The 18773-nt window shown below is 31.7% G+C and carries 17 protein-coding genes and 2 tRNA genes; 14 read left to right on the forward strand and 5 right to left on the reverse strand.

Annotation, left to right across the window (positions count from 1 at the left end):
• Positions 1-122: 122 nt before the first annotated feature.
• Entirely contained in the window at positions 123-1250 is a 1128-nt protein-coding gene (locus RR430_RS06165; RefSeq protein WP_332488032.1) for an aminotransferase, read from the forward strand.
• Positions 1251-1280: 30 nt separating this feature from the next.
• Here RR430_RS06165 and RR430_RS06170 read toward each other — a convergent pair whose 3' ends face one another.
• On the reverse strand, positions 1281-2447 hold the full coding sequence (locus RR430_RS06170; RefSeq protein ID WP_332488033.1) for a TraB/GumN family protein: 1167 nt from the start codon (positions 2445-2447) through the stop codon (positions 1281-1283).
• A gap of 125 nt (positions 2448-2572) precedes the next feature.
• Between RR430_RS06170 and cdaA the strand changes: the two genes are divergently transcribed.
• The 5 genes from cdaA to RR430_RS06195 are packed head-to-tail and all read left to right on the forward strand — an operon-like array spanning position 2573 to position 9328.
• Positions 2573-4468, forward strand: a complete 1896-nt coding sequence (gene cdaA, locus RR430_RS06175) for a diadenylate cyclase CdaA (protein WP_332488035.1) — start codon at positions 2573-2575, stop codon at positions 4466-4468.
• Positions 4468-5874 carry a CdaR family protein gene (locus RR430_RS06180; protein WP_332508784.1) on the forward strand — a complete coding sequence of 469 codons (1407 nt, stop codon included), beginning with the start codon at positions 4468-4470 and terminating at the stop codon, positions 5872-5874. Before cdaA ends, RR430_RS06180 begins: the two co-directional genes overlap by 1 nt.
• Positions 5874-7208 carry a phosphoglucosamine mutase gene (gene glmM, locus RR430_RS06185; RefSeq protein ID WP_332482294.1) on the forward strand — a complete coding sequence of 445 codons (1335 nt, stop codon included), beginning with the start codon at positions 5874-5876 and terminating at the stop codon, positions 7206-7208. The genes RR430_RS06180 and glmM overlap by 1 nt, the downstream gene beginning before the upstream one ends.
• Positions 7209-7268: 60 nt before the next feature.
• The gene (locus tag RR430_RS06190; RefSeq protein WP_332488040.1) at positions 7269-7934 is read left to right on the forward strand and encodes a response regulator transcription factor; all 666 of its coding nucleotides are present in this window, start codon (positions 7269-7271) and stop codon (positions 7932-7934) included.
• Positions 7934-9328 (forward strand): sensor histidine kinase, encoded by a 1395-nt coding sequence (locus RR430_RS06195; RefSeq protein ID WP_332488042.1) that lies wholly within the window; start codon positions 7934-7936, stop codon positions 9326-9328. Before RR430_RS06190 ends, RR430_RS06195 begins: the two co-directional genes overlap by 1 nt.
• A gap of 39 nt (positions 9329-9367) precedes the next feature.
• Here the strand turns inward: RR430_RS06195 and RR430_RS06200 are convergent, their stop codons facing one another.
• From RR430_RS06200 to RR430_RS06210, 3 genes are read right to left on the reverse strand one after another with little or no spacing between them, the layout of a single operon-like run.
• A complete protein-coding gene (locus tag RR430_RS06200; RefSeq protein ID WP_332488044.1) occupies positions 9368-10273 on the reverse strand; it encodes an SPFH domain-containing protein in 906 nt (301 codons plus the stop codon).
• A gap of 27 nt (positions 10274-10300) precedes the next feature.
• Complete coding sequence (locus RR430_RS06205; RefSeq protein ID WP_332488046.1) at positions 10301-10726, reverse strand: NfeD family protein; 426 nt, start codon at positions 10724-10726, stop codon at positions 10301-10303.
• A gap of 11 nt (positions 10727-10737) precedes the next feature.
• A complete protein-coding gene (locus RR430_RS06210) occupies positions 10738-11103 on the reverse strand; it encodes a hypothetical protein (RefSeq protein WP_332488048.1) in 366 nt (121 codons plus the stop codon).
• 139 nt (positions 11104-11242) lie between these two features.
• Here RR430_RS06210 and RR430_RS06215 point away from each other — a divergent pair, with 139 nt between their 5' ends.
• Both RR430_RS06215 and RR430_RS06220 read left to right on the forward strand, forming a co-directional pair.
• Positions 11243-11998 carry an alpha/beta fold hydrolase gene (locus tag RR430_RS06215; protein WP_332488051.1) on the forward strand — a complete coding sequence of 252 codons (756 nt, stop codon included), beginning with the start codon at positions 11243-11245 and terminating at the stop codon, positions 11996-11998.
• Positions 11999-12005: 7 nt separating this feature from the next.
• Entirely contained in the window at positions 12006-13598 is a 1593-nt protein-coding gene (locus tag RR430_RS06220) for a UDP-N-acetylmuramoyl-tripeptide--D-alanyl-D-alanine ligase (protein ID WP_332488053.1), read from the forward strand.
• 45 nt (positions 13599-13643) lie between these two features.
• On the opposite strand, the gene RR430_RS06225 is transcribed toward RR430_RS06220, so the two are convergent.
• Positions 13644-14861: an AI-2E family transporter gene (locus tag RR430_RS06225; protein WP_332488054.1), complete on the reverse strand. Its 1218-nt coding sequence runs from the start codon at positions 14859-14861 to the stop codon at positions 13644-13646.
• Positions 14862-14997: 136 nt separating this feature from the next.
• Here RR430_RS06225 and RR430_RS06230 point away from each other — a divergent pair, with 136 nt between their 5' ends.
• The 6 genes from RR430_RS06230 to RR430_RS06255 form a co-directional block, all read left to right on the forward strand.
• Positions 14998-16194, forward strand: coding sequence for a D-alanine--D-alanine ligase family protein (locus RR430_RS06230; RefSeq protein ID WP_332488056.1), 1197 nt, complete (start codon positions 14998-15000; stop codon positions 16192-16194).
• 37 nt (positions 16195-16231) lie between these two features.
• Positions 16232-16945 carry a purine-nucleoside phosphorylase gene (deoD, locus tag RR430_RS06235; protein WP_332488057.1) on the forward strand — a complete coding sequence of 238 codons (714 nt, stop codon included), beginning with the start codon at positions 16232-16234 and terminating at the stop codon, positions 16943-16945.
• Between the two features lie 98 nt (positions 16946-17043).
• A tRNA-Ser gene (locus RR430_RS06240) sits at positions 17044-17134 on the forward strand.
• A gap of 7 nt (positions 17135-17141) precedes the next feature.
• Positions 17142-17217 (forward strand) — tRNA-Asp (locus tag RR430_RS06245).
• Between the two features lie 241 nt (positions 17218-17458).
• Complete coding sequence (locus tag RR430_RS06250) at positions 17459-18178, forward strand: hypothetical protein (RefSeq protein ID WP_332508785.1); 720 nt, start codon at positions 17459-17461, stop codon at positions 18176-18178.
• A gap of 173 nt (positions 18179-18351) precedes the next feature.
• A partial coding sequence (locus RR430_RS06255; RefSeq protein WP_332508786.1) for a hypothetical protein occupies positions 18352-18773 on the forward strand: 422 nt, incomplete at its 3' end.

Raw genomic sequence — 18773 nt, forward strand, 5'->3', positions numbered from 1 at the left:
TGTATAGGCGGTTGTGTAGATGCCTATAATAGGAAAAAGAATAAAGCGGATGAATAATCCGCTTTTATATTGTAAGAAATTAAGTAAATGGTATCATTATGATAAGTAATGGAGGATATATCATGCAAATAGCGAAATTTGGAGTTGAAGACTGGCTTAATGTCTGGGAAAATGATGCCGTATATGATATAGCAGGTAGTTCAATTGCATCTATGACCTTAGAAGAAATAATCGATTTATCAAAAATAACTAAAGAAGAATTTACGAATGAATTATTTGCGAAGAAAATGAATTATGGATGGATTGAAGGATCACCTGAATTCAAAGATGAAGTTTGCAAATTATATAAAAATATTAAACCCAATCAAGTGCTACAAACAAATGGTGCAACAGGTGCTAACTTTTTAGCAATTTTTGGTTTGATTGAACCAAATGATCATGTGATATCTATGTATCCAACTTACCAACAATTAGTTGATATACCTAGAGCATTGGGAGCTAATGTTGATTTATGGAATATTCAAGAAGAAAATGAATGGTTACCAAGCTTAGATGATTTAAGAAAATTAATTAAGCCAAATACTAAAATGATTTGCATCAATAACGCTAATAATCCAACTGGAAGTTTAATGGATGAATTATATTTAAAAGAACTAGTTGAAATTGCGAATTCAGTAGGTGCATATGTGCTATGTGATGAAGTGTATAAACCATTTATTAAGGATATTAATATTCCATCAATTGTAGATTTATATGATAAAGGAATTGCTACCAATAGCTTGTCTAAAACCTACTCAGTAGCAGGTGTAAGAGTAGGCTGGGTGGTTGCGAATGATGAGGTATCAAATATTTATCGTAAGATAAGAGATTACACGATGATTTGCGCAGGGGTGTTTGATGATTATCTAGCAACTCTTGTATTAAAAAATAAGGAAGCTATATTGAAACGAAATGAAAAGATCGTTCTAGAAAATTTAGAAATAGTAAAAGAGTGGTTAAAAAAAGAACCATTAGTGTCACTAAAGATTCCCAATAATGTATCAACATCTTTTATTAAAATTAATATTCCAAATCCAAATGATATTGAAGATATGTGTATTGATTTATTGAAAGAAAAGGGAGTGTTATTAGTGCCTGGTAATCGCTTTGATATGCCAGGTTATGCACGACTTGGCTATTGTACACATAAAGAAACTTTAGAAAAAGGTTTAGCTGAACTTTCGAATTATTTAAGAAAATATGATAAATAAAAAAATGCTCGTTATTAAGTGAGCATTTTTTTACATAAATGATTGTAGAAAGTTTTTAACAATGTCAAAGCCGCTAATAATAGTACCTATTGTACTAAATAGGTTAGCAAATACAACGACAAGTAAAATATGAGTAACACGATTTTTGTAGAAACCTTTAACAGTATTTACATCATCTAAGATATTTTCAAAATCTTTGACTTTTGGCTTTTTCACTATTGCTTCAACTAAACCGGCAAACCATCCTGCTGCAAGTAAAGGATTGAGTGATGTAATTGGAGCAGCAACAAAGGCAGTTAATATGGATAGTGGGTGACCACATGCAAGTAATACTCCAATTGCTGATAATGATCCGTTCCATAGTATCCATATTTTAATTTGGTTTATACCTAATTCAGAATTAATTGAAAACATAGATAAAATCATAGCGATTATAAGAATAGGAATAATCCAACCAATTATTTTAGAAGAGGGCTTTTTTTCTGGGATACTTTCCAACTCCTCTATATCATAGTTTTTAACTATTTCTTTCTTAATACCAGGAATATGTGCAGCACCTAATACAGCAACTATTTTTTTACCAGGAGCATTTTTTATTTTGTGTGCTAAAACTTGATCTCGTTCATGAATTAGAACCTCCGCAACTACTGGAAATTCTTTGCTTACTTCTTTTAAAGCAACTTCTAATGCTTCAGATTGTTTTAGACTTTCAATATCATCACTACTTATCTCTTCATCATCAAAGATTGACATAATTAATGTTGTAAGTAGTTTGATTTTTTGGAAAAAGCTATGTTTTCTATAAATTCTTTTAAAAGTCGTTTGAATATTTCGGTCAACAAGTACTAAATTAGCGTTTAATTCTTTAGCACTTTCGATTCCTTGGATCATTTCTTGACCGGCTTGAACATCCAACTTTTTAGCTACTCTTCTTTGATATGATGAAAGAATAAGGTTTGCCAGCATATAGCCTGTTCTTTTTTCTTTTATTACTTTAATAATATCAGTATCTTCCCAACGTTTAGGGTTATTGATGGCTTCATAACGCTCATCATCAAGTTCAATACAAATACTATCTGGTTGTACCTCATCGATACATTCTTTAACATCTTGGCGACTTGTTTGGGATACATGAGCAGTACCTATAAGGTATATTTCTTTGCCATCTATCTCTAATTTTGTAATGTTTTGGTTCATAAATACCTCTTTTTCTAACTAAACTATTATATCATATTCAAAAATAATAGGAATAAGGGTCATTTTTTAAGTTTTCAAGGCTAAGTTAGGTATGGTATAATATCATGAGCGAGGGAGGCGGAAAAGTGATAAATTTTAACCTTGGCTTAACATTTGATAGTCTGCGAACGATTTTTCGCATGGTGTTTGATATATTCATTGTGTGGATGTTGTTATATTATGCAATAAAGATTGTAAGAACAAATTCAAGAACAATTCAAATATTTAAAGGAATTGCCCTTATATTAGTAGTAAATGGTGTGGCAAAATTCTTAGGTTTGGATACTGTTATTTGGTTGTCTGATCAATTCCTAAACTGGGGATTCTTGGCAATTATTGTTGTGTTCCAGCCGGAGATAAGATCGGTATTAGAGAAACTAGGAAAGAGCAATGTATTCTCACGTATCTCTACTTTATCTGGTAATGAAAAGGAAAAACTTGTTGATGAACTTGTAACAGCAACAATGCTTTTGTCACGTGATCAAACAGGTGCCCTTATTAGTTTAGAACAAGGACACTCTTTGAGTGACTTCATTAAGACTGGTACACCAATTAATTCAGTAGTAACAGCTGAGTTAATTACATCTATATTTGTTACCTCTACTCCATTACATGATGGGGCTGTAATTATTCAAGGAGATCGCATTGCATGTGCAAGTGCATATTTCCCACCAACTAATTTGGACTTACCATCTCGTTATGGTGCAAGACATCGTGCAGCAATTGGTATTAGTGAAATTACTGATGCAGTTACTATAGTTGTTTCTGAGGAAACAGGAGCTGTTTCAATTACTGAAGGTGGAAAAATATTAACAGTTAATCGTAAGCAATTAAGAGAGTATTTAATTCGTGTTATTTGTGGCGAAGAAACAGAAGTTAGAAATGTTAAATCAACTAATGCTCAACGTCAATTAATTATAGAGAAAGAAGCTCCTCAAGATATTCCAGAACCGATTCAAGTGATACCTGCGCAAGAGTATATCGTTGAAGAAAAGGTTGAAGAAAAACCTGCTGAAGAGCCTAAACGTGATACAAAGTTTGATACAGCAATTCTTAGTAAATTAGCTATTAAACGACATGATAACAATGAAGAAGAAACCGAAGAAGTAGAAATTCATGCACCTGTAATTGAAAAAACGCCAGTTGTCAAAGAAAAGAAACGCTTTGGTTTATTTAAGACAAAGAAAACAGAAGCTAAACCTACTAAAGAAGCTATTGATGCAGAAAAATATGAAGCTTTAGATAAAGAAGAAGCAAGCATCAAACTTCCTAAGAAGAAAGAACGCCCACTACCTTCATATCCAACACATGGTAATGATTCAGCTACACAAGAAGAATTCATGAAACCAGTAGTTGAAAAAGAAATAGTTCAAGAGCCAATATTTGAAGAAATAAAGCAAAGTAAAAAAGAGCCAGTTAAGTTCAGTGAGGTTACGCCAGTATCTAGAAAAGAAACTGAGGCAAATACTAACTCACTAAACAATATACGTGCAATGGGTGAGGAACAAGCACCAAGATTAAATAGAAAAACTAGTGGTTTCACTAGTGAGATGACGGGTGATGAAATTAGAAAAGCACGTTTGGAAGCTATTAAATCAGGAAAAACTTGGATTTTACCAAAAGATGAAGAGAATCAAGCTGAGAGAAGTGTTGAAATGATTCATCCAATACATGATAAAAATTTGGAAGATATTAAAAAACCAATTGAACCTATTAAAAAATCAGAGCACAAAGCTACATTTAAAGTTGATTTTAATGATAAGAGTGAAACTGCTAATATCGAACTAACGGGTGAACTTAAAAAAGCATCGTTAGTGGAACATGAAACAATAACACCAATCAAAAACATTGAAGATTTAATTCGTGATGATAATCTTGAAGACCAATTTGCAATGTTAGATTCATTAGGTATTGATAGAAAAAAAGTCACTGAGGTTTTAGATATCAAACCGGCAAATGAAAAGGCTGGAGGTGACAAATAATGACAAATATGAAGAATAAAAAGATCAAGGATAATAATCCTGATAGCAAACTAGAATTAGCAAATAAAATTGCTAAACAAAGTAAAAAAGTAGTTAATACTTATGCTCATTTTGAAGATTCATTATTTAGAATTATTAGAAGTTTTAGTTCTTGGATTGATAACGTATTATTTAATCAAAGATTTAGTGTAATTGTATCGTTGGGTTTAGCTATCTTACTTTATGTTACAGTTAACTTTAATTCACAAAATTCAATATTTGGTAATCCATTAGTAAATGCAAAAGAAGTTATGGATGTACCGATTACAGCTCGTTATAACTCAGATACATTTGAAATATCTGGATTACCAACATCAGCAAATATTACACTTGTTGGTGAGGGTTCAAATGTTAATGCTGCCGTAAATCAAAAAGGAACAATTGTCGCAAATCTTGAAGGTTTAACAGAAGGACAACATGTAGTTAAGCTTACAACAGAGGGGTATGGAGACAATATTACGGTTAAAGTTGATCCAACTGATGTTGTTGTGACATTAAAGAAAAAGAGTACAGGTCAATTCGATATAGGATATGACTTTATAAATCAAGATAAAATGAATAGTATTTATAGTTTGGGAACACCAGAGTTTGAATACTCTAAAGTTAATGTACGTGCGTCTAAAGAAACATTAGATAGTATTGCGTTTATTAAAGCGTTAATTGATGTTACAAACGTTGATAGTAATTTTGAACAAGAAGCAACACTTGTTGCATATGATAAAAAAGGTATTCCAGTAAATGCTGATATTGTGCCAAACACAGTAAAAGTAAAAGTACCTGTAACATCACCTAATAAAACAGTTCCAATTGTTGTAGAAACTGTTGGTGATGTACCAAATGGAAAAGCAATTCAAAGTATTACAATGGATCATGAATCAGTAACAATCTATGCATCTGAATCAGTGTTATCTAAGATTAATGAAGTTGGAGTATCATTAGATGCATCAACATTGACTAAAGATTCTAATGTATTGCGTCCAATTACATTACCTACAGGAGTTAAATCATCTAGTGTAAACCAAATAACAATGGATGTTAAACTTGGTGAGGGAGTTACAAAGGTAATACCTAATGTACCTATTTACCATAAGAATACTAAATACAAATTTACCGTATTAAATGATCAAGCTTATGTTGATGTAGAAATTTTTGGAACACAAGAAAACATTGATAAGGTTAATGCTGATGATATTATGGTTTACTTTGATATGTCTGGAGCTACTCCTGGTAATCAAGAATTTAAATTATCAGTTGAGCAACCAGTTGGATCACTTGTTAAATATTCTGTAGCGCAACCGACGTTATCAGTCACGGTATTAGGCGAAGCAGATGATAATACAACAGATGAAAGTGTAGGAACGAACTAATGGGTAGATATTTTGGAACAGATGGAATTCGTGGAAAAGCAAATGTAAATTTAGATGCTGAAAGAGCGTTTAAAGTTGGACGCTATTTAGCTTATTACTATAAACAAAAAGGATTAGGAAAAATCTTAATCGGTAAAGATACTCGTTTATCAAGTAGTATGTTTGAAATGGCGTTAGCGGCAGGAGCTACAGCGAATGGTGCAGATGTTTATTTACTTGGATATTGCCCAACTCCTGCAGTTGCATATCTTGTTATGCATAAAGATTTTGATTGCGGAGTTATGATTTCTGCGAGTCATAATCCATATTATGATAATGGGATTAAAGTGTTTAATCATGATGGGGTTAAATTAGACAGTGGTATTGAAGGTTTAATTGAAGATTACATTGATGGCAAAGAAGAAATTACTTATGCTTGCGATGATAAGATTGGTCATGTCGTGGATTACCACAATGGCTTAGAACTTTATTTAGACTGGTTAGAACAAACTTATCCACTTAATCTAAAAGGAATTAAGTTGGCAGTTGATTGTGCTAATGGTAGTGCATCAACGACAGCTGTTCAGTTATTAACACGTTTAGGAGCTACAGTATCAGTTATTCACAATGATCCTACAGGAGTGAACATCAATACAAAATGTGGTTCAACACATCCTGAAGAATTACAAGAAAAAGTAAAAAATGGTAACTTTGATTTAGGACTAGCATTTGATGGTGATGCGGATCGTTTGATTGCAGTGGATCATCAAGGTGAATTAATTACAGGTGACCATGTGATTTATGTATGTGCGAAGTATTTAAAGGCAAAGGGTGAACTAAATAAGAACACGGCAGTAACTACAGTTATGGCTAACCTTGGCTTATTTAAAGCGTTAGAAGTTGCAGGAATAGAAACATCAATTACTGCAGTTGGTGATAAGTATGTATACGAAGATATGGTTAAGAATGATTTCGTCATTGGTGGTGAGCAATCTGGACATATTATCTTTAAGAAACATTTAACTACCGGTGATGGATTACAAACGGCCCTTAACATATTGGAAATTATTGTGGACACAAAGAAAGACATTGTTACTCTTTGTGAAGGATTAAAAATATATCCACAATTGTTGGTTAATGTACCAGTAAGTGATAAAGAAGCAGCTCTTCATGATGAAGATATTCAAAAAGAAGTTGATGCTGTTACTGCTAGACTAGCGGGTAATGGTCGTATCTTGGTTCGTCCTTCTGGAACAGAACCACTTGTTCGTGTCATGGTTGAAGCTGAAAATGATGAGATCTGTCGTGAATGTGTTTATCAAGTAGTTCAAGTCATCGAAAAGAAATTTCAATAGAACTCATGGAAACATGAGTTTTTCTTATGTATAATAGAAGAAAGAATGAGAGGTGTGTTTATGACAACTCGTAAAGTTATAAGTATTGTAGAAGATGAAAAAGATTTAAATGAATTAGTAAAACGATATCTTGAAAAAGAAGGATATGAAGTTCGTGCTTATTTAACATTTGATGATGCTTTTGAACATACTAGTGATGATGATGTTCATTGCTGGATTTTAGATATTATGTTGGATGATAAAAGTGGCTTTGATTTAATTGAAGAAATTAGATTACATGCCGCAGATGTGCCAGTAATATTTATGTCTGCACGTGATAAAGAATTTGATCGTATTATTGGGTTAGAGAAGGGTAGTGATGACTATATTACAAAACCTTTTTCTCCAAAAGAACTAGTGTTAAGAGTAAACAACTTAATAAAAAGAACGTACAAAAATGATAATTCACGTATTCAAATTGATGGATATGAAATTGATGAATCGCAACGTTCAGTATATGAGAATGGTAAAGAATTAGAACTAACAACAAAAGAATTTGATTTATTAATGTTGTTTGTGAAGAATAAAGGGACTGCATTTTTACGTGAACAAATACTTGAAAAAGTTTGGGATATTAATTACTTTGGATCAGATCGTGTTGTTGATGACACGTTACGTCGTTTAAGAAAGAAGATGCCAAACCTTAGCATACATACTATTTATGGATTTGGATATCGTTTAGGTTAATGAAGAGATTAAGAATATGGATTAAAGAATTATCATTATCACAACAGCTATTAACAATTATCTTTTTTGTAATAGCGGTTTTTGGCTTGTTCTTCTTTGTTTTTCTAGCTGATTCGGTTGATACATTCGTACAAAATGAAATGTATAAAATGCTTCATAGATCGCAAGAAAGTGTAGTATACTATGCTGAAAATAATATTCCGCTTGAAACAATTGTTGAAACCGATGATAGTAATATAATTCATATTTATTACAACTCAAACAAAAGTAGATTTCAGATACTTGGACAACAAAATGTAACAAGTGAAGTAATATCAGATATATCGGCTAATATTCCATTTGTAAAAGAAGGATATAAAGATTTTATTTTTGAGTACAATAATAAGAAGACAATGTATTCTATTTTAAAACTTAATGAGGATAATTATTTAATATCACTAGTAACTGATGCATATCGTTCAGAATTTAGAACAGCATTAGTGAACAGTGTAATTAATTTGAATGTGTTGGTTGTAGGAATACTGTTTGTTATATTAATGGTTTGGGTAGCATCACTTATTTATCCATTGAATCAAATTCGTATTTATATGGAACGAATAAGACGAAATGAAAAAGCAGAATTGAAGATAGATAGGCGTGATGAAATTGGTGAGGTTGCAGATGCTTTGACAATGATGGAAGCTGAATTGGATAATCAAAAAAAGATACGTGAAGAAATGATTCAAAACATATCGCATGATTTAAAAACACCAATTGCTACCATTAAATCGTATGGTGAAAGTATAAAAGATGGTATTTATCCTTATGAAACATTAGAGAAGAGTGTAGATGTAATAATTGAACATGCGAATCGATTGGAAAAGAAAGTCTATAGTTTAATTATGTATAATAAGATGGGTTACTTATTAGATAATGATGAATCTAGTTCAGTTGATATGAAGAATATTATTGAAAAAGTAATTATGTCATTAAAGGTAATACGACCAGAAATTAAAATTGATGCAGATCTACATGAAGCAACATTTCATGGTGAAGAAGAACCGTGGCGTATTGTTGTTGAAAATCTATTTGATAATGCATTACGTTATGCAAACACGGAAATACGATTAACATTAAGTGAGAATGAATTCATGATTTCCAATGATGGTGCACAAATGTCAAAAGATCGTTTAGAAAAATTGTTTAGACCTTATGAAAAAGGAACTGATGGTAAATTTGGACTTGGTTTATCAATAGTGTATCGTGTTTGTTCGACATATAATTATTTGGTTGAAGCTGAAAACTTAACAGATGGAGTATGTTTTAGAATATCACGGCCACAATCAAAAAGAGAAAAGAAAAAAATCATCAGGGAAATAAAAGAAGATAAAAAAACTGAAACAAATGAAGACTAAAAAAGCAGTTGGGGATTAAACCTCAACTGCTTCGTTTTTTTATTTTTTTGAATCTTTTAATACTTCACTAATACTAGTTAGTGTTCCTGCTATATCTTGCAAGTTTGATGGAACAATAATTTTAGTGGATTGTCCATTTGCAAGTGATTGTAAAGCTTCATAACCTTTAAGTGTTAAGAATGCGGTATTTGGATCTGCTTGATTAATCATCTCAACACCTTTAGCTTGAGCTAAGAATACTCTTTCCATCGCTTGAGCTTGACCCTCAGCTTCAGCAATCATAGATTCTTTCTTTGCGTTGGCTCTAAGGATCATGGACTCTTTTTCACCCTCAGCAGTTAAAATAGCAGCTCTCTTTTCACCTTCAGCTCTTAGTATAGATTCACGACGTTCACGTTCAGCACGCATTTGTTTTTCCATTGAATCTTGGATATCACGTGGTGGAATAATATTTTTAACTTCAACACGGGCAACTTTAACACCCCATGGATCGGTAGCTTCATCAAGGATAGCACGCATCTTAGTGTTGATAATATCACGAGATGTTAGTGTTTCATCTAATTCAAGATCACCAATGATATTACGTAGTGTTGTTGCGGTAAGATTTTCAATTGCACTCAATGGACGTTCAACTCCATAAGTATAAAGTTTTGGATCAGTAATTTGGAAATAAACCACTGTATCAATTTGCATTGTAACGTTGTCTTTGGTAATTACAGGTTGAGGTTCAAAATCTTTAACGATTTCTTTTAATGTAACTTTATTAGAGATACGGTCAAAGAAAGGTATTAAGATGTGAACACCAGTGTGCCATGTTTTGTGGTAAGCACCTAAACGTTCAACAACAAAAGCATGAGCTTGTGGTACGATGCGGATACAATAAGCAAGTATTCCTGCTACTATAAAGAATACGATTAAGAAAGCAATAATTTCGAAAATATTCATATTTTCCCTCCATATTTGATAATTCAATTAAATCTTTTTAACGATTAATTTGGATCCTTCAATTGCTACGACTTCAATTGTTTGATCGGTATTTATTGGCTTATTGTCAATTGAAACAGCATGCCATTCAGTACCTTTTATTTTAACTAATCCCCATTGTGATTCAGTAATTGGTTCAATTATCTTTGCTTGTTCACCTATAACACGGTCTGCATTAGTAGGGACAATGTTTCCTCTAAGGTATTTTTTAGCAAGAGGACGACATGTCGCGATAAATAGAAATGATACAACAAAGAAGACAATCATTTGTCCAAAAATTGGAATGCCTAGTTGCAAGGCAATTAATCCTCCAATGGCACCTGCAGCAAACCAAATCGTTATTAGTTGGGATACTGTAATTATTTCAAGGACTACAGATCCTATTAAAATAATTATCCATAACCAAAATTCCATATTCTAATCTCCTAGCTTGACTCTTTCAAGTCAATAATAAGCATACGCTCTTTTTCGTCAAAAGTCGCATTGAGTTTAATACCATTACAGTCTTTTTGGATTAAGATCGATATTTCATCTAAAATAGGCTTATTACTTATTCTAGCATATCCTTTGCCTACAGAGACTTTATGCAACTGATCTAATGGAACTAGATTTAAATCAATTTCACGTTTTGTGATAGGTTTAATGGCAATCTTAAGTGATTTTTTATCTAAACCTATGCAACACCATCGAACATCAGCAAAATAAGAGGCTGCGGTATTGTTCAGTGTAAAGTTATTGGGGTATAAAGTTACAATTGAAGAATATGCATTACCAGGTATCCATTCGAACATAAGCTACCACCTTTCTATAAATATAGTATACGCTTATTTATTTTATTTACAAATCTTATTATACTTATTATGCATATTTTAGTTATTCTTTAAAAATAGTGGGTTTTCTAGTACAATAGTATGGAAATGAGGAAATGGTATGGCTGTAATAGATGTAATGGGTGCTTCTTGTAATTACACTGAACAAGGTAAGGGAATTGATGTTGTATTATTACATGGGTGGGGACAAAATACTCAAATGATGCAATTTATTCAAGACCACTTGTCTAGTAATTTTAGAGTATTTAATATAGATTTTCCAGGGTTTGGAGAATCATCAGAACCACCAGTTCCTTGGGGAGTTCTTGAATATACTGAGTTTTTACATGAGTTTTGTCTAAAAAATAATATTGTAAATCCTATTTTAATAGGTCATTCATTTGGTTGTAGAGTTGCGATTCGTTTTGCATCTTTATATCCTGTAAGAAAGATGGTACTTACAGGTGCTGCAGGAATAAGACCTAAAAGAGGGTTGGGTTACTATGTACGTACAAATACCTATAAACTAGGAAAGAAAGTAGTGCAATTAACAGGCTCAAAAGATTTAGAAAAGGCTCTACAAAGCAAATTTGGTTCTAGTGACTATAAAAATACAAGTGGGGTAATGAGACAGACATTTGTAAAGATAGTAAATGAAGATCTTACTCCTTACTTAGATAAGTTTGACTGTCCTGTACTTCTTGTATGGGGTGATAAGGATGATGCTGCACCATTATGGATGGGGAAAATAATGGAAGAAAAGATGAAAAATGCTGGCTTAGCTATATTTGAGGGTGATGATCACTATGCATATTTTCATCAAAGTAGACGTTTTTGTTTAGTATTAGATTCATTTTTTGAGAAGGATAAGGGGTAATTAATAAATGTTAAGAAATAGTTATCTTACATTATGTTTAATGTTAGTTGTTTATTTGATTTTTTCATGGGTTCCAGTTAAACATGCATTGCATATGTTTCAACAAAATAGATATGAAGCAGGACGTTATGGAGCTTGGTTAAAAGGAAATATAAAATCATTTTCTGGGAAATCAATGCCAATTTTAGGATTTGTTATTATCTTATTTTTAATGTCATTCTTTGTTGATAGTGTAGTTCATCAAATTATTACAGTTGTTTTAGTAACAGCTATTGGCGGATTTATGATTTTAAATGAAATAAAAAAAGAATATATCAAACCACTTGTTTTCACGGATCGCGTGAAACGCCAATTAATCGTGTTAACTTTACTAAATATTGTTGTTTATGTTTGTTTGTTCAACTTTACTAAATATTGGGATATCTTTGCGTTAATTTATTCTTTCTTTGGTGTTTGGTTAATGGTATTCGTGATGGATTTAATCACTAAGCCTATTGAAGAAGGTGTAAAAAAGAAATTCCTAAATGAAGCAAAAAGAATGCTTGATAGTCATTCTTCTTTGATTAAAATAGGTATTACTGGTAGTTATGGTAAAACTTCAAGCAAAACAATTCTTCAAGAAATACTTTCGGAGAAATTCTATTCTTTAATGACGCCAGCTTCTTACAATACACCGATGGGTATTACTCGCACAATTAGGGAAATGTTAAAACCGATTCATGAAGTGTTTATATGTGAAATGGGAGCAGATCATGTTGGAGATATCCAAGAGTTATGTGATTTTGTACATCCCAAGATAGGCTTAGTAACATCGATTGGTCCTCAACATTTGAATACATTTGGTTCATTAGATAATATTATTAAAGAAAAAATGAAACTAATCGAAAGTTTACCAAGTGATGGGTGCGGAATTATTAATATGGATAATGAGTACATTCGTAATTATTCAGTTAAAAATAACTGTCGACTAATTAAATATGCATTACAGGATAAAGATGTAGATTACTATGCAACAAATATTGAGTATTCGCCAAAAGGAAGTAGTTTTGAGGTAATTACTCAAGATGGATCATATCTATTTGAAACTAAACTATTAGGTGAACATAATATTGCTAATATATGCGCTGCAATTGCGATAGCAAGAGAACTAGGAATTGAGTGGAAAGATTTACAACAAGCTGTTAAAAAAGTGAAGTATGTTGAACATCGTTTAGAGTTAAAGAAAATAAATGGGTATACATTTGTGGATAATGCTTTTAATTCAAATCCTGTTGGATCTGCTATGTCTCTTGAAGTAATGAAAATGATGCCAAATAAACGTTTTGTTATAACTCCAGGTATGATTGACTTGGGTATGCAACAAGATGACTTAAATAAAGAGTTTGGACGCAAGATGAAAGATAAAGTTGATGAAGTCTTACTTGTAGGTGTTCAACAAACTAAACCGATTGTCGAAGGTTTAAAAGAAAGTGGTTTTGATATGGAACATGTGCATGTATGTAAAACTGTTAAGGAAGCATTCCAACTGGTTTATACACTAGCAACTCCTGCAGATACTATTTTGCTTGAGAATGATTTACCTGATGCATTTAACAATTAGCAGTCTATAAAAATGGAGTATATCATTTGCGATATACCCCATTTTTTATTCTTCTTTTTTTGTTTCTTTTTCAAATACACCATCAGATGTAACAAGTAATTTTTGCTTGGATAATCGATAGTTAACTAATTCACCTGTTAAGTTATAAGTAACTGCGGTAAATGGTACAGCAATTAACATACCAAACAATCCCCAAATAGACCCAAGAACGATAATTGATAATAATACCCAAATACCTGGTAATCCAACTGAGTTACCAACAACTCTAGGATAAATGACATTACCTTCAAATGTTTGTACTGCTTGGAAAACAATGATAAACCAAATGATGTCAATTAATGGTCTTACAGCTAGTATTAGTAAGCATCCAAATGCCATACCAAACATTGCGCCAAACATAGGGACAATGCTAGTAAGTGCAATGACGCAACTTATTAACATAGCAAATGGGAAATTTAATAGGTTTAATACAACGAAGTAAATGGTACCTAATATACATGCTTCTACAAGTTGACCTGAAATAAAACTGTTAAAGATTCTATTTGATTTGGCACCAACTTCAAAGATTCTAATTGACCATTTATATCCGAATATTGATACAAGTATTTTTCTAAATTGGCGAATAAATTTTTCTTTACTTGATAACAAGTATAAACTTAACATGAAACCTGTAAACCAATTAGCTAATTCTGTAGTAAATGCCAGTGCATTAGCGATAATACTAGAGCCTGTACCAATTGCCCAGTTACTCATATTTTTTACAATACTTTCCCAATTCCAACCTATACCATTAATAAATTGATTAATTGAATTAGCGTCTAGTGAAACATTTATTTGTTCAAGTTTAAAGAATTCTAATACTTTGTTTAAGTTATTTAAGATTGAAGCAATGTACTTAGTTCCATTTTGTAGCAGTAATTGTAAACTTGAAATGATTTGTGGAGTAATGATACTAACAATAATATAAAGTACTGCTGCAGCAAAGATAAGTGTAAGTGTTAATGATATACCACGTATCTTAGAATAAAACCAATTTTTTTCAGGTATCCATTTTTTGAGATACTTTTCAAAGATGTGCATTGGTATGTTGAGTACAAAGGCAATTCCAATGGCATAAAATAAAGGCATGAAAAGTCGCAATATCTTAGCTAAAAAAGTTAAAAAATTAGGTATATAAATAATTGCGAATACGAGCAATATTGCGTAAGTTACAATAAGAATATATGGCTTAAGCTTTTTAAAATCATCTTTATTGATATTCATAAGTAGGTTCTCCTTGATTAAAGTTTACACGATGACCACTTAAAATTCAATTAACAAGAATTCTTCTTTAGATTTACTGTTATTATATTGAATAATTTTGTATAATGGTATACGTAATTGAATTGGAGTGATTCGGATGAAAATCAAAGTAGCAGTATTTTTTGGCGGTGAGTCTGTAGAACATGAAGTCAGTATAATTTCTGCAAAACAAGCAATGGAAGCGTTAGATCCTGAGAAGTATGAAATAATTCCTATTTATATTTCAAAGAGTCGTGATTTTTATTGTGGAGAAGAGTTAAGAGATTTATCTCAATATAAGGATATGAGTGCTTTATTAAATAAAGTGCCTCAAGTAGTGTTAGTTAAGCGTGATCAAAAAGTATATATTGAACCAGTAAAAAAAGGTTTGTTTACAAAGCCTATAAATACGGTGGACGTTGCAGTACCGGTAGTTCATGGAACTAATGGTGAGGATGGAACATTACAAGGATATTTAGAAATGCTTAAAATACCATATGCAGGATGTGATGTTGTTGCAGCAGCAGTTGGTCAAGACAAAGTAATGATGAAACATATTTTAGAAAATTCAAATATACCAATGACACCTTGGTTTTGGTTATATGCTCATGAATTTGAAACTAATAAAGATGAATATATTAAAAAGGCTAGTGAATTAGGATATCCATTGGTATTAAAACCAGCATGTCTTGGATCATCAGTAGGAATTGTAATAGCTCATAATGAGGAAGAGTTCATTGCTGGTGTTGATGAAGCAGGGAGTTTTGATTTTAAGGTAGTTGTAGAAAAGATGGTACAAAATCTACGTGAGATTAATGCATCGGTTATGGGCTCTTGTTTTTCATCACAAGTTGGAGAATTAGAAGAAGTAACAAAGAATGATGAAATATTATCTTATAAAGATAAGTATCAAGGTGGTTCTAAAAGTACTAAAGGATCAGGTTCTAAGGGGATGGCTAGTACATCACGTTTAGTACCAGCTCCTGTTGCTGAGGATGAAACTAAGAAAATTAAGGATTTAGCGCTTGAAGTATTTAAAGTTTTAGGATCAAGTGGAGTTTGCCGAATTGATTTTATGATGGATGGTAAAACTCATGAGATAGTTGTAAACGAAATTAATACTATTCCAGGATCATTGGCATTCTATCTATGGAGTCCATTAGGAATTGACTTTACAAAGTTAATGGATGAGTTGATTAAAGTTGCATTAGATCGTCATAGACGTAAAGAAAAAATGACTTTCTCATATGATACAAATTTATTAGCAAATTATTCTGAACAAGGTAGTAAAGGTTCTAAAGGTGTAAAACGATAGAATCTCATATATAATATAGACAAATGGAGGGTAATATATGTCAACACCACATAACGCCGCTGAAAAGGGGCAAATCGCAAAAACAGTATTAATGCCAGGAGATCCACTTCGTGCAAAATTTATTGCGGAAACATTTTTAGAAAATCCTAAACAATTCAATGCAGTACGTAATATGTTTGGGTATACAGGAACTTATAAAGGAAAAGAAATCTCTGTAATGGGTTCTGGTATGGGAATGCCAAGTATTGGTATTTATTCTTATGAACTATATACTCAATACGGTGTAGAAAATATCATTCGTATAGGCTCTGCAGGGGCTTACACAGCAGATTTAAAAGTATTTGATGTTGTACTTGCGGATAGTGCTTATAGCGAATCTAGCTATGCTTTTGTGCAAAGTGGATATAAAGAAGACAAAACATATCCATCAAAAGAATTAAATGATAAAATTAAACTGGCTTCTACTATGGTAGGCATACCTTTAACTGAATCTTGCATTCATTCATCAGATGTATTCTATCGTGAGGGTGGACTTGGTTATGTAGATGTATTAATTAATGAAAAGAAATGTAAAGCAGTTGAAATGGAAAGTTTTGCATTATTCCATAATGCCAATGTTTTAGGTAAAAATGCTGCATGCTTAATCACTATTTCAGATAGTTTTGTATCAAGTGAAGTAACTACTGCTGAAGAACGTCAAAACTCATTTACAAACATGATGAAAATTGCATTAGAAGCAGCAATAATGTAATTTAAAAAATTAATAAAAAAAATTCAAATTTAGAAAAAAAGTACTTGCCATCAAAAATGCTTTATGGTACTATGATATAGCACTGTTAAGTATTACATGAAGAAGTACTCAAGAGGCTGAAGAGGTGCCCCTGCTAAGGGTATAGGTCGGGAAACTGGCGCGAGGGTTCAAATCCCTCCTTCTTCGCCATAATATTGGTCTGGTGGTGTAGCGGTTAACATGCCTCCCTGTCACGGAGGAGATCGCGGGTTCGATTCCCGTTCAGACCGCCATTTATTACAGTGTGCCTATATTGAAAAATATAGGTTTTTTTATGTTTTAGGACAAACATAATCTTCTAGATGAAAAAATTTTGTTAGTATTAATGTCAACATAAAATTGCACAATAGTAATGAGAAAAAATGAGAGTAAAGAAAATTCATGTTTTAAGGAATTTGAAAATTACTATTGACCCATATCATAATAATTAGTAGTCTATGGTTAGAATAGAAAAACGAAGAAAGGATGTTCGATATGAGAAAAATATATTTATTGCCCATTATTTGCTTGCTGTTTATATTAACAGGATGCATTCAAAACGAAAGAGATAATAACGATGTTAACGAAACTCAAGTACCAACTCCTTTAAAAGATACGAATCAACAATTTGAAATTAACTACGATATTAAAGTTGATCTGATTCAATATTTTTCTTCAAGAAGTATGGATTCAATTAAGGAAGTTGAAGACAATGTATTTGAAATCACAATGATACCTGAGGACTGGGATACCGAGTTTAAATATTACTATAACTTCAATAAGAAAGAGCTAATTACGATAAGTGCTTATCTTGATGAGACAGTTGTACCAACTGTTTTTTATTGGGGAGATAATCAATGGTTACAAGAAGGAACATGTAAGTATTATTTGGGTACAGGATTTGATAAATCAACAGATTGTTCTAGAGTAGATGAGGGTATAGTAGCTTTGCATGCAGCATCGAGGCAAGAAATAGTCTTAGGTAATATACATTCTACGTACTCACAACAAAAATCTGAATGTAATAGTATGTTTGATAAAGAGACAGGAGAAAGACTTTGCGAGGCTTGGGTATTGTTCGATAAAAATGTGAGAAATAAGTTCTATATAGAGATAAATAAATATATGGACAATAATTATACGTTTGATGAAAATATAACAAGCGAAAAATATATCAAGTTAATACAAGATCAAATTGACAATGGTTTTCGATAATCGAATTAAACTACATAATATAAATTATAGAGGAAATTATGAAGCGAAAAATTATTGTTTTAGCTATATTTGCACTAATTTTAGGATCAGGCACAACAACAATTTTTGATAATAAAGATTAGTGAGAGAACAAAAATGAAGTATAAAGATTCATTTATAGGGAGAATTTAAATATGAGAATATTTAGTAAATGTATATTTCTATTTTTTTCATTATTATTACTAGGATGTTCATTTGGGAATGAAGATATAAATCAACAACTTAATATCAGTGAAAAAGGTCAAAAAACCGAAAGAAAATTAGTAACGGTTGACAAAACTAAAGAAACAACAAAGAATTTATTATCTGCTGAACAAAGTGACCAGATACTTGATTTATTCGAACAACAATTTCATAAAGAATTTATAATAATAAACTATGATGGTAGTAACATTTACAGTGATAATTATGTTAATTTGTCAATAGCTTCAAAGGACAATCCAAATTATTTTTTTAGTTCATTAAAGTACTTGGATGATTTATATATTGATAGATATGATCTAATTTATTATGAGATAACTCAGTACCAAAAAAAAGCAGATTTGGTATATGAAAA

Source organism: Anaerorhabdus sp., from assembly GCF_036641015.1.
In the GTDB taxonomy this organism is placed as follows: Bacteria; Bacillota_I; Bacilli_A; order Erysipelotrichales; family Erysipelotrichaceae; genus Anaerorhabdus.